Origin of the sequence: Nocardioides agariphilus, assembly GCF_015352445.1 — a bacterium.
Classification (GTDB): Bacteria; Actinomycetota; Actinomycetes; order Propionibacteriales; family Nocardioidaceae; genus Nocardioides; species Nocardioides agariphilus.
Window position 1 is genome coordinate 47,856 of record NZ_JADKPO010000007.1, and the last position, 12,521, is coordinate 60,376.

Below are 12,521 nucleotides of genomic sequence, written 5' to 3' on the forward strand. Positions count from 1 at the left end.
CACTTTCTGGGCCGTGTTCGCTGGCGAACAGTTCACACGGGAACGCGGTGCACACTGGTCGCCGTGGACGTACCAAGAGTGCTCAGATCCCTCCCCGACGAGGACGCCAAGAAGCTCCTCCGCGCATCGAAGGTGAACAACTACGCCCGGCGCGAGGCCCTGGTCAGCGAGGGCGAGAAGTCCGAGACCTTCCACATCGTGCTCGACGGGCGCGTGGCGATCAGGGTGACGCGACCCTCCGGCGACACCGCGATCGTCAACATCCTCGGTCCCGACTCCCACTTCGGCGAGGTCTCCCTCCTCACCCAGGAGGAGAGCCGGCGCACCGCGAGCGTCGTGGCGATCGAACCGGTCCGCACCCTGAGCATCCCGGCCGCCGTCTTCCACGACCTCCGCGAGCGCAACCCGCGGCTCGAGGCGCTGGTGAGCCGCCTGCTCGCCCAGCGCGTCGACGAGCTCTCGGCGCAGCTGCTCGAAGCCATGTACGACCCGCTGGAGCGCCGCGTCGTACGCCGCTTGGCCGCGCTCACCGTCACCTTCGGGAGCCAGGACCAGGCGCCCGTCGCCCCCGTGACCATCCCGCTGACCCAAGACGAGCTGGCCGAGCTGGTCGGCGGCACCCGTCCATCGGTCAACCAGGTGCTGCGACGCTTCGTCGACGAGGGCATCCTCGAGCTGAGCCGTGGGCGGATCATCGTCAGCGACGTCGCCGCCCTGCGGCGCATGGGTGACTGACCCCTGTAGGGGAGGATCCGTCGTGTGATCCCCACGACGATTCCGCTGGGTCGCACCGCCCGGCGGCTGACCTGGCCGCACCTGCCTCCGGCAGTCCGCGCGCTCGTCGAGGAGCGCTGCGGGTCCCCGGTGGTCGACGCGGCATCGCAAGACGGTGGGTTCACCCCGGGCTTCGCGTCGGTGCTCACCTGCGCCGACGGCAGCCGTCACTTCGTCAAGGCGGCCTCGACCAAGGCGCAGCGGTTGTTCGCCGAGTCCTACCGCGAGGAGGCGCGCAAGCTCCGGGCTCTCCCGACCACGGTCCCGGCCCCGCGCCTGCTCTGGGTCGAGGAGGGCGACTGGGTCGTGCTCGGGATCGAGTACGTCGAGGCTCGCTCGCCGCACCGGCCGTGGCGGCAGGCCGACCTCGACGCGGCGATGGACGCACTGGAGGTGGTCGCCAGCGAGCTCACCCCGGTGCCGGACGAGATGTCCCTGGAGCCGTTCGCCGACGAGGTGGCATCGTGGCCGGCGTACTGGCAGCTCGACTCCCTGACCCGGCTGGCCCTCCCGCACGCTGACGAGGCTGCGGCGCTGGCGGCCCGGTTCGCGGAGGTCGCCGGCGGAGACACCGTGGTGCACACCGACGTGCGCGACGACAACATGCTGGTACGCCCGGACGGGTCAGCGGTGTTCTGCGACTGGAACTGGCCGACCAAGGGGGCCGCCTGGCTCGACTCGTTGTTCATGTTGATCGGTCCGCGGGGTGACGGCGTCGACGTGGACACGGTGCTCGCGAGCCGGCCCCTGACGCGCGGGGTACCGGCCGACGACATCGACAGCGTCCTGGCCCTGGTCGCCGGCTACTTCCTCAAGTCCGCTGATGATCCGGTGCCGCTCACCTCGCCGCACCTGCGCGACCACCAACGCTGGCAGGGCGAGGTCGTCTGGGCCTGGCTCTGCGAACGGCGCGGCTGGTGAGGGCCGTCGGCGTCCGCGCACCTTGGACGGCGATGCCCGCGGACGTGCGCGTCTGGGCCGAAGGCGAGCTCGGCTCACCTGTCGTGGAGGCCCACGACCAGGTCGGGGGCATGTCGCCGGGCTGCGCCACCCGGCTGGTCGGTGCCGACGGCCAGTGCGCGTTCGTCAAGGCGGTCGGGCTCGAGCTGAACCCGATGACGCCGCTGCTCTTCCGGCGCGAGGTCGTCGCACTCGACCTGGTCGGCCGCCACGAGCTGTGGGCCGGCAAGCTGTCGTCGTACGACGATGGCGACTGGGTGGCCGTCATGCTCGAGGACGTCGAAGGCGAGCATCCGAACCTCGACGACGACGCCACGATGAGCCTGCTGCTCCGCGAGACTGAGAGACTCGGCCAGGTGCTGACCGAGCGCGTGCCGGACCCGCCGGCACCCGATCCGGACAACGGCGGACTCGGTGACCTGCGTCGGCAGTTCCACAGCTGGGCCGATGCGGTGGGGCGGGCGCGCGACATCCCACCGGAGCTGCTGCCGGAGTGGGTCCGCCTCGACGCGGCCACCTGGGAGCCGCTCGTCCGCGAGCTGGCCGACCACGAGGTGCGCTTGGTGAACTTCGACATCCGCAGCGACAACCTCCTGGAGCGTCCGACCGGTGAGCTGGTCTTCCTCGACTGGGGCGGGACCTCGCTCGGGCCGCGTTGGGTCGACCCGCTCCTGGCCAGGCTCGAGCGGGTCGAGGATCCGTGGTTCGACGCCTCCTTGAGCTCCTCCCCCGCACTGGTCGCCGCCGGTGACGTCGCCGTGGATGCGTGGCTCGTCGGGTTCGCCACCATGCTCGCCTGGCGGGCTCACACGGCAGTGGACGTGAACCTGCCCACCCTGATGGACTTCCGGATCGCCATGTCCCGGCGGATGCTGGCGGGCGCCGCTCGACGACTGGACATCTGACCTGGACGTCTGACCTGGACATCTGACCTGGACATGTGACCTGGACATCTGACGTGGGCATCTGACCTGGGCCGATGTCGTTTTGGTCGGTCAGAGAGCCTCCGGTATCGTGGCTCCTCGCGTGTGTGCGCCGTGATCGCAGGGTCGCAGCGTCCCGCCCATCGTCTTCATCCCCGTCCAGTCACGACCGAAGAGGCTCACCAAGTGGCGAACATCAAGTCCCAGATCAAGCGGAACAAGCAGAACGAGAAGCGTCACCAGCGCAACAAGGCCGTCAAGTCCGGCCTCAAGACCGCGGTGCGCAAGTTCCGTGAGGCCGCCGAGGCCGGCGACAAGGACACCGCGATCGTCTTGGCCAGCGACGCCGGCCGCAAGCTCGACAAGGCTGCGTCCAAGGGCGTCATCCACAAGAACCAGGCCGCCAACCGCAAGTCGGCCATCTTCAAGAAGGCTGCCACTCTCTGAGCCAGCCCGACCCCGACCCGTCTGAGCAACCGCTCGGGCGGGTCGTTGTGTTTCTCACTCAGAGCCCGGCGCATCGCGCAGCCCGGTGATCGTGAGCACCATCCGCTCCAGGGTGTAGGAAGCGTCACTGGCCGCACCCTTGATGTCTGCGTCGGCCTGCGCGACCACGCGGATCGCGTGGGCGATCGCCCGATCCGACCACCCACGTGACTGGTCACGGATGGTGCGCAGCTTCCACGGCGGCACCCCCACCTCGCGGGCCAGGTCGGCTTCCCGCATGCCGCGCTGGGCGGACTTGTAGCGAGCCAGCCCGCGAGCCGAGCCGGCGAACGCGGAGGTGACCAGCACGGGTGCCGTGCCGCCGTCGATGGCCCAGCGCAGCTCCTCGAGGGCCTCGCGTCGACGCCCCCAGAACGCGGCGTCGGCGACCGCGAACGACTTCGCCTCCGCACGCCCCCCGAAGTACTTGCGGATCTTCTCGACCGTCAGCACCTCCTCGGGGAAGTCGTTGGTCAGCTGGTCAGCCGCGGCGGCGAGCGAGCGGAGGTCTTGACCCACGGCCGAGACCAGGAACACCGCCGCCTCCTTGTCGATGCTGGCGTGGTGGTGGCGCACCTCCTCTGTCAGGAACCCCGGGTAGTCAGAGGGCCGCAGCTCCTCGGACTTGACCTCGGTCACCGCAGCGACCTTGCGCAGCTTGGTCAGAACGCCTGAGCCCTTGGCCCCACCACCGTGCACGAGCACCAGGGCGACGTCCTCGGAAGGCGCCGCGGCGTAGCCGAGCAGCTCCTCCACCGACTCGTCGGGCAGGTTCTCCAGGCCTCGGACGACCACGCATCGCGTGCTGGAGAACAGCGACGGGGCCGACAGCTCGCCGAGCTCGGCCAGCGTCAGACCGGCCGCTTGGGTCTCGGACAGCTCGGCCTCACCGTCGTGCCTGCGCACGGCCTCCCTGACCGCGACGACGGTGCGCTCGTTGAGGAACTCCTCCTTGCCGGTGACCAGGGTGACCCTGCCCAAGACGTCCTCGGCCCGCGGACCGCGAGTTCGTGCGTTCATCGACGCTGAGCCTGTCATATCGCTCCGACACCCGCAGTCCGCAGTCCCGCGTCAGTCCCGCGTCAGCGCGACGAGCCGGCCGCCGCGCACAGCGAACAGCACGTCTCCATCCCGATCGGTGCGCAACACCTCGGTGCCGGCGCCGCTCAGCGCCTCGAGCACCTGTGGGGCGGGGTGTCCGTAGTCGTTGTCGGCTCCCACTGAGACGACGGCGAACCGGGCGCCCAGGGACTCCAGCCAGTCGAGGTCCTGGTGCGGGCTGCCGTGATGAGGCACCTTCAAGATGTCGACCCGCAGGCCGGGCAGCGCCCGGGCCAGGGCGGCCTGACCCGGAGGTTCGAGATCTCCGGTGAGCAGCAGGCGGACGCCGGCCACCTCGACCAGCAGCACCACGCTCGCCGCGTTGGCGGTGCTGCCGTCGCCCGGCCCCACCGCCGGAGAGTCGGGCCGCGGCCACAGCACCTGCAGCGTGACGTCACCGACGCTGCGGGTCACGCCGTAGGGCGCCACCGCTGGCGTCAGCCCGGCACCGCGGGCAGCTCGCTCGACCTCGGCCACCCCGCCGGGCGGGTCAGCGAGCCTGGTGACCTCTACGGCATCGACGCTGCGCCCCCGGAGCACACCGGCGATCCCGTCGACGTGATCGGCGTGGAAGTGCGTCAGGACGAGCAGTGGCACCCGCTTCACGTCGAGCCGGCGCAGGCACCCGTCGACCGAGCGACCATCAGGCCCCGCGTCGACCACGACCGCGGAGGATGGCCCGACCCGGACGGCGAGGGCATCGCCCTGCCCGACATCACAGGCAGCCAGGACCCATCCGTCGACCGGCCATCTCGGTGTCGGCGGTCCGAACCAGACCACCGCGACGACGAGCACCGACCCCGCCACCCCGATCGCGCGGTGCCGCAGCAGGTAGGGGCCGACCAGCATCACTGCCAGGCTGGCCAGCGCCAAGATGGCCAGTGCGCCGGCGCCTGTGGACCACTCGAAGACGGCGCCGGGAAGAGTCGCGCCGCGCTGTGCCACCCAGATGATCCAGGCCACGCACCAGCCGGCGAGGATGCCGACCAGTTGCGCGGCCCGATCGGATGCCAACCCCACCAGCCCGCCAAGCAGGCCGAGGACCGTCGCGGGACCAACGAGCGGCGCCACCAGCAGGTTGGCGAGCACCGCGACGAGGCTGACCTGCCCGGAGATGGCGGCGACCAGCGGGGTGCAGGCCAGCTGGGCGGCGGCTGGTACGGCGACCGCCTCCGCGAGCCAGCGCGGCAGCCAGCGACCCATGGCGTCGCGCCACGCGGGCGCGGCCAGCAGGATGCCACCGGTGGCCAGCACAGAGAGCGCAAAGCCGGGTTGCACCGCCAGCCGGGGATCGAGCAGCAAGAGCACCACCACGGCGGCACCGAGGCCCCGCACACCGCGATGCCAGCCGCCTCGCCCGAGGCCGAGCAAGGCCACGGCGCCCATGGCAGCCGCCCGCAGCACGCTCGGCTCGGTGCGGGCCAGCAGCACGAAGCCGACGATGCCCGCAGCGCCGACCCCGGCCAGCCATCGACCCCGCACCCCAGCCCATCGCGCCACGACGAGGAGGAAGCCGACGACCAAGGTGAGGTTGGTGCCGGAGACTGCGGTGAGGTGCGTCAGCCCGGTCGTGCGGAAGTCCTCGGTGAGCTCGGTGGGCAGGTCGGTGTCATCGCCGTCGACCAAGGCTGGCACGAGGGCGGCCTGGGCCTGGGGACGGTGGGCGACGGACTGCCTGATCGAGGTGCGCAGGGCCTCTGAGGCCCGCCACCCCAGCGACGCGGCAGCGGTGCGGACGGGTGGCCCCCGCGGGCTCACCGTGGCCGCCACCTCGTCGTCGTCACTGGGCGCGAGCCGCCCCGTGAGCCGCACCCGCTCGCCGATGGCCACCCGCTCCCAGGTGGTGTCACCGAACACCAGCACTGCTTGGCGATGGCTGACCTCGACGCGGACGAGCACCTGGTCCCCGAAGCGGCCGGCGATGCGGGCCGGATCGTCAGTCACCCGCGCAGTCAGCGTGACCACAGCCCTCTGCTCGGCCAGCCTGGCAACGGGTCCGTCCCGGACTGCCTGCAGCCGCGTCACCGCGACGACCCCCACGCCGGCACCGACGACCAGCACCGCCACAGCCGTCAGTGCTGCTCGTCGCCGCCGCGGCCACCGCACTCCGGCAAGAGAGATCGAGAGCACGGCAGCGACGACGGCGGCCAGCGCCCCGAAGGACGCAACGGGCTCCCACCTGACCGCAAGGGCCCCCATCCACGCCGCGAGCCCGAGCAGCGGCAGACGGAGGTCGGGGACGGACCGGGTCGGCGTCACAGCGTCACGTAGGGCGTGAGCTTGGCCAGCGTCGCCTCGCCGATCCCGTCCACGTCGAGAAGCTGGTCGACGGAGGTGAAGGCCCCGTGCTCGCTGCGCCAGGTGAGGATGGCCTGGGCGGTCACGGGACCGACGCCGGGCAGCGACTCGAGGGCCACCTGGTCGGCGGTGTTGAGGTTGACCTGCGTCGGCACCGGCGCACCGCTCCCTGTCGCTGTGGCCGCGACACCGCTCGGCGGGTCGACGCCGACCAGGATCTGCTCGCCGTCGACGAGCACCCGGGCCAGGTTGAGTGCCGTCAGGTCGACGCCTGCACGCGCGCCGCCTGCAGCCTCGAGCGCGTCGACCACGCGAGAACCGGCGTCGAGCACGGCGATGCCGGGACGGCGTACCTTCCCGGCGACGTCCACGGTCACCGAGGCGGCCGCCGTGGACGCGTCCCCGGCGACCGCAGGGGCGGTCGAGACGCTGACCAGGTTGCCGGTCGCGGGAGCGACGGGCTGGGCGACCCGAGCCTCGTCGCCGGAGCCCAGCCACCACGCCCCGGCCCCGATCAGGGTGATGACCAAGGTGCCCACCACCGCGACCTGGGCGGCGCTGAGCGTGAGCCGCCCGGGCGCGGCATGACGTCCGGGCGTGGGTACGGCGGCGCGCGGCGCGGCCTCGCCGTCGCCACCCGCGGGCGGCGCTGCGGTCAGCCCCTTGGCGCGGTCGAGCTCGGCGCCGAGCAGCGCGAGCCGCCGCGCGACGGTCTCGTCGAGCACGGTTCGCCTCCCGGATCGGCCAGCCATGACCCGTGACCGTAGGCAACCGCGAGCCGGGCCGCCACCGGCTCCGGCCGCGCCTGTGGACAACCCGTCAGACAGGCGTCAGGACAGCAACGGGGCCACGCAGACCGCGACCATCCCGGGGCCGACATGAGCCCCGAGCACGGCTCCGAGCTCCGTGCACCACACTTCACGGCCGCCGAGGTTGTCGGCCAGCTCCTCGGCCAGTCGTTCGGCGAGCAGCTCGGCTCGCTCGCGGCTGGCCAGGTGAGCCACGCATACGTCGACCTGCTGGTCCCCCGCAGCCTCGAGGACCAGCGACTCCAGACGGTTGAGGGCCTTGCCGGCGGTGCGTACCTTCTCGAGGTTGGCGACCTTGCCGTCGGCGATCTTGAGGAGCGGCTTCACCGACAGGGCACCCCCGAAGATCGCTGCAGCCGCACCGATGCGGCCGCCCCGCCGCAAGTACTCCAAGGTGTCGACGTAGAACAGCGACGTCGCCGACGCGGCCCGCCGCCGGGCGGCCTCGACAGCCTCGACCGCCGTACCTCCCGCAGCGATCACGTCGGCGGCGGACAACGTGGCGTACCCGGTGGCCACCCCGACCTGCCGGCTGTCGACGGCGTGCACCGGGATCGAGGCCTCCCTGGCGGCCAGCTGGGCCGACTCGAAGGTGCCACTCATCTCTCCGGACAGGTGGATCGAGACGATCTCGGTGGCCCCATCGGCCGCGGCCCGCTCGTAGACCTCGAGCAGCGCGCTCGGCGTCGGCCGCGAGGTCGAGACCGGTCGGAACTCGCGCAGCGCCTCGGCGACCATCGCCGGCGTCGCACCGTCCGTGGCGCCGTCGGAGAGCACCTCGTCGTAGACCTGCGCGCCGATCACCACCTGCAACGGCACCACGACGATGCCGCGCTCGGCCACCACCGCGGAGGGCAGGCTGGCCGTCGAGTCGGTGACCACGGCGACCGGCATGCCGCCGAGAGTATTAGACGACGACGTTGACCAGCTTGGGCGCGCGCACGATGACCTTGCGCACCTCGGCTCCGTCGATGGCGCGTACGACGTCGGGTTCGGCCAGTGCCAAAGCCTCCAGGTCGGCGTCGCTGATGTCGGGGACTACCTCCAACCGCGCGCGTACCTTGCCGCGGACCTGCACGACGCACGTCACGCTGTCCTCGACCAGCAGGCTCTCGTCCACCGTCGGCCACGACGTGCGGGCAACCGTGGGCTGGTGTCCCAGTCGCTCCCACATCTCCTCGGCGACATAGGGAGCGACCAGGGACAGCAGGATCGTCACGGCCTCCGCAGCCTCGCGCACCGCCGGGTCGGCCCCGCCGGCTCCGGAGTCGCCTCCTGTGTCGATGACCTTGCGGGTCGCGTTGACCAGCTCCATCACCCGCGCGACCAGCACGTTGAACTTGAAGCCGTCGACCAGGCCCTCGGCGTCGCGGACCGTGCGCGCAGTGATCCGGCGCAGTGCGACGTCACCACCCTCGGGCGAGGTGCCGGGAGAGGACGTCACGTCACCGCTCAGCCGCCACGCGCGCTGCAGGAACCGCAGCGACCCGGACGGGGACATCTCCGCCCAGTCGATGTCGTCCTCGGGCGGGCCGGCGAAGACGAGGGTCAAGCGCACCGCATCGACTCCGAAGGCCGATAGTTGCTCCCCCAATCGGACGCCGTTGCCCTTGGACTTCGACATCTTGGCGCCCTGGTTGATGACCGTGCCCTGGTTCAGCTGAGCCGAGAACGGCTCGCGGAAGCCGACCAGGCCCATGTCGTTGAGGACCATGGTGAAGAAGCGGGCGTACAACAGGTGCAGCACAGCGTGCTCCACACCGCCGATGTAGACGTCGCACGGACCCCAAGCGTTGACCAGGTCGGTGTCGAAGGCCTGGGTGTCGTCCTGCGGCGAGCAGTAGCGCAGGAAGTACCAGGACGAGTCCACGAACGTGTCCATCGTGTCGCTGTCCCGCTTCGCCGGTCCGCCACACTTCGGGCACTCGACGTTGACCCAGTCCTCCGCCGCGGCCAGCGGCGACACACCGCGCGGGGTCAGGTCCGCGCCGCGCAGCTCGGGCAGCACGACCGGCAGCTGGTCGTCGGCGACGGGTACCTCGCCGTCGACCGGGCAGTGGATGATCGGGATCGGCGCGCCCCAGTAGCGCTGCCGCGACAGCAGCCAGTCGCGCAGCCGGAAGTTCACCGCTCCCTTACCGGACTGCTTGCTCTCCAACCAGTCGATGATGGCCCGCTTGGCCTCGGCGATGCCCAGGCCGTTGAGGGAGATCTCGTCGTTGGCCGAGTTGATGGCCGGACCCTGTCCGACGTAGGCCGCGTCGTCGACGAAGTCGTCGGGCGGGCGGACCGTGCGGATGATCGGCAGGTCGAACCGCTTGGCGAAGTCCCAGTCGCGCTGGTCCTGACCGGGCACGGCCATGATCGCGCCGGTGCCGTAGTCGGCCAGCACGTAGTCGGCCGCCCAGATCGGGATCTGCTGGCCGTTGACCGGGTTCACGGCGTAACGCCCCAGGAAGACTCCGGTCTTCGGCCGCTCGGTCGACAGTCGCTCGATGTCGGAGGCCTTGCGGACCTCCTCCAGGTAGTCCTCGTAGGCCGGCCGCTGGTCGTCGGTGACCAGCTCGCGGGCCAGGTGGGCGTCGGCGGCCACCACCATGAACGTCGTCCCGAACAGCGTGTCGGGACGCGTCGTGTAGACCGTGATCTCGCTCGCCCGGTTTCGAGACGGGCGCTGCGCGCCCTCCTCAACCAGCGGGAAGGTGACGTGGGCGCCCTCGGAGCGGCCGATCCAGTTGCGTTGGGCGGTGATGACACGGTCCGGCCAGGTCTTCTCCAGCTCGTCCAGGTTGTCCAGCAGCTCCTGGGCGTAGTCGGTGATCTTGAAGTACCACTGCGTCAGCTCACGCTTGGTGACCTCGTTGCCGCAGCGCTCGCAGTGCCCGTCGATGACCTGCTCGTTGGCCAAGACGGTCTGGTCGACCGGGCACCAGTTGACCGGGCTCTCCTTGCGGTAGGCCAGGCCGCGCTCGTAGAAGCGCAGGAACAGCCACTGCGTCCACTTGTAGTAGTCGGGGTCGGAGGTGTTCAGCGTGCGACTCCAGTCGAAGCTGGTGCCGAACTTCTTGCAGGACTCCGTGGACACCGCGATGTTGGCGTAGGTGAAGGTCGCCGGGTGCTCGTTGTCGCGGATCGCGGCGTTCTCGGCGTTCAGCCCGAAGGAGTCGAAGCCCATCGGGTTCAGCACCTCGTAGCCCTTCAGCCACCAGTAGCGCGCCACCACGTCGTGCAGGGCGAACACCTCGGCGTGACCCATGTGCAGGTCGCCACTGGGGTAGGGAAACATGGTCAGCGCGTAGCGCTTCTCCCGTGCGGATGCATCGTCGGCGCGGAACGGGTCCAGGTCCTTCCAGACCTGCAGCCACTTCTCCTCGACTGCCGTGACGTCGTACGTCGCGGCTTCCTGCGTCTCCGCGGGCTCGCTCATGGGGGTCACTCTCTCAACGTCTGGCTCTGTCCCATGTGATCGGGTGGTCATCGCTTGCTCCTGCCGTCTGGTCCTGGACATGAAAAAACCCCTCGTCGTCGAGGGGTAGCCGCGCGATCAGTGGGCGATCAGCGCGGCTGTCCAAGGAGAAGCGACCGGAAACTCATGGGATCAGGCTACCTCAGCAGCCGTTGAGGCGCCCGACTTGTCGCCAGGGCAGATCTGCGGGAGGAGCCACCGGACGCGGGCGGCGAGGTCGGCGCCGGCAGATGGCAACCCCGCGATGTGATGGAGCAGAGCCTTCTCGAACAGCCCGTCGATCAGTGCGTAGGTCGCGCGCTCGTCGAGGAGTGGCGATCCGCCGAGGAACGCGGCGTAGCGAGTGACCACCCGCCACGTGAGTCCCTGGAGGGTCTCGTCGATCTCGAGCACGTCTTGTCGGAAGGCGTCCTCGAACAGGCTCTGGGTGCGCAGGTCGTACCAGAGCCGGTGCAGCGGCGCCTCGGTGACGATCGACTCCACCAGTCGCAGGGCGAACCGCTCGAGCAGCTCCTCCGCGGTCGTCGAGGTGTCGACGATCTCGTCGAAGCGGGTGACGCACTGGGTCTTGTAGAGACGGACGCAGTGGGTGATCAGCTCGACCTTGTCGGCGAAGTAGTAGTGGACGACGCCGTGGGTGAACTCGGAGTTCTGCGCGATCTCCCGCAGCGAGGTGCGCGCGTAGCCCAACTCGCCGAGAGTGGCCAAGGCGGACTGCGCGAGCTGGGTGCGTCGCTCAGCGGTTCGCTCGGCCCGGGTGGCGCCCGACCGCATGGGGGTGCTGGTCACGTGTCAAGCCTACGGGTGAGGAGCGGTATCCCTGTTCATACTTCTGGACATTTCTGCTGGTCAGGAGCCCCCGCAGTCACACCAGGCCCTCCAGCCACTCGATCGCTCACCAGCGGGGCCGACGTGTTGTCACCTCTACGCTGCCGCCATGACGATCACCGACCTGTTCCGGCTCGACGACAAGGTCGCCGTGGTCACCGGCGCCTCCAGCGGACTGGGCGTTGCGTTCGCGAGGGCCCTGGCCGAGGCGGGTGCCGACGTCGCCCTGGGTGCGCGACGCACCGAGCTCCTCGAGGAGACCGCGACCTTGGTGCGCGCCACAGGGAGGCGGGCGCTGACGGTGACCACCGACGTCAGTGATCCCGAGTCGTGCACGGCTCTGGTCGAGGCAGCGATCGCCGAGTTCGGCAAGGTCGACCTGCTGGTCAACAACGCCGGTGTCGGCACGGCAGTCCCCGCCACCCGGGAGACACCCGAGCAGTTCCGACGGGTGATCGACATCAACCTCAACGGCAGCTACTGGATGGCGCAGGCCTGCGGCCGGGTCATGCAGCCGGGCTCGAGCATCGTCAACATCTCCTCGGTGCTCGGCATCACGACCGGCGGCCTGCCGCAGGCGGCGTACGCCTCGTCGAAGGCCGCGATCATCGGCCTGACCCGCGACCTGGCCCAGCAGTGGACGGGTCGCAAGGGCATCCGCGTCAACGCGCTCGCGCCCGGCTTCTTCGCCAGCGAGATGACCGACCACTACCCCGACGGCTACCTCGACCTGGCCATCTCCCGCGTGCCCGCCGGCAGGATGGGAGATCCTGCCGAGCTCGCGGCGACCCTCGTCTGGCTGGTGTCCGACGCCGGCGCCTACGTCACCGGCCAGACGATCGCGGTCGACGGCGGCATCACGATCACCTGAGCCGA

At 70.5% G+C, this 12,521-nt stretch carries 11 protein-coding genes; 5 read left to right on the top strand and 6 right to left on the bottom strand.

The window, feature by feature from the left end; genetic code table 11:
- Nucleotides 1-63: 63 nt before the first annotated feature.
- From ISU10_RS06820 to rpsT, 4 genes are all read left to right on the top strand, one after another.
- The gene (locus ISU10_RS06820; protein ID WP_194695632.1) at nucleotides 64-735 is read left to right on the top strand and encodes a Crp/Fnr family transcriptional regulator; all 672 of its coding nucleotides are present in this window, start codon (nucleotides 64-66) and stop codon (nucleotides 733-735) included.
- Between the two features lie 24 nt (nucleotides 736-759).
- On the top strand, nucleotides 760-1,695 hold the full coding sequence (locus ISU10_RS06825; protein WP_370864878.1) for a phosphotransferase: 936 nt from the start codon (nucleotides 760-762) through the stop codon (nucleotides 1,693-1,695).
- Nucleotides 1,696-1,727: 32 nt separating this feature from the next.
- Entirely contained in the window at nucleotides 1,728-2,639 is a 912-nt protein-coding gene (locus ISU10_RS06830; RefSeq protein ID WP_194695633.1) for a protein kinase family protein, read from the top strand.
- Between the two features lie 204 nt (nucleotides 2,640-2,843).
- On the top strand, nucleotides 2,844-3,104 hold the full coding sequence (gene rpsT / locus ISU10_RS06835) for a 30S ribosomal protein S20 (RefSeq protein ID WP_194695634.1): 261 nt from the start codon (nucleotides 2,844-2,846) through the stop codon (nucleotides 3,102-3,104).
- A gap of 54 nt (nucleotides 3,105-3,158) precedes the next feature.
- On the opposite strand, the gene holA is transcribed toward rpsT, so the two are convergent.
- From holA to ISU10_RS06865, 6 genes are all read right to left on the bottom strand, one after another.
- On the bottom strand, nucleotides 3,159-4,163 hold the full coding sequence (gene holA, locus ISU10_RS06840) for a DNA polymerase III subunit delta (RefSeq protein ID WP_194695635.1): 1,005 nt from the start codon (nucleotides 4,161-4,163) through the stop codon (nucleotides 3,159-3,161).
- 51 nt (nucleotides 4,164-4,214) lie between these two features.
- Nucleotides 4,215-6,503, bottom strand: a complete 2,289-nt coding sequence (locus ISU10_RS06845; RefSeq protein ID WP_370864879.1) for a ComEC/Rec2 family competence protein — start codon at nucleotides 6,501-6,503, stop codon at nucleotides 4,215-4,217.
- Nucleotides 6,500-7,294 carry a ComEA family DNA-binding protein gene (locus ISU10_RS06850; RefSeq protein WP_194695636.1) on the bottom strand — a complete coding sequence of 265 codons (795 nt, stop codon included), beginning with the start codon at nucleotides 7,292-7,294 and terminating at the stop codon, nucleotides 6,500-6,502. Before ISU10_RS06850 ends, ISU10_RS06845 begins: the two co-directional genes overlap by 4 nt.
- A gap of 78 nt (nucleotides 7,295-7,372) precedes the next feature.
- The gene (locus tag ISU10_RS06855) at nucleotides 7,373-8,245 is read right to left on the bottom strand and encodes a DegV family protein (protein ID WP_194695637.1); all 873 of its coding nucleotides are present in this window, start codon (nucleotides 8,243-8,245) and stop codon (nucleotides 7,373-7,375) included.
- 13 nt (nucleotides 8,246-8,258) lie between these two features.
- Nucleotides 8,259-10,778, bottom strand: a complete 2,520-nt coding sequence (leuS, locus tag ISU10_RS06860; RefSeq protein ID WP_194695638.1) for a leucine--tRNA ligase — start codon at nucleotides 10,776-10,778, stop codon at nucleotides 8,259-8,261.
- Between the two features lie 171 nt (nucleotides 10,779-10,949).
- The gene (locus ISU10_RS06865) at nucleotides 10,950-11,606 is read right to left on the bottom strand and encodes a TetR/AcrR family transcriptional regulator (RefSeq protein WP_370864880.1); all 657 of its coding nucleotides are present in this window, start codon (nucleotides 11,604-11,606) and stop codon (nucleotides 10,950-10,952) included.
- A 148-nt stretch (nucleotides 11,607-11,754) separates the two neighbouring features.
- On the opposite strand from ISU10_RS06865, the gene ISU10_RS06870 reads away from it, so the two are divergent.
- Complete coding sequence (locus ISU10_RS06870; RefSeq protein ID WP_194695639.1) at nucleotides 11,755-12,516, top strand: SDR family NAD(P)-dependent oxidoreductase; 762 nt, start codon at nucleotides 11,755-11,757, stop codon at nucleotides 12,514-12,516.
- Nucleotides 12,517-12,521: the final 5 nt, after the last annotated feature.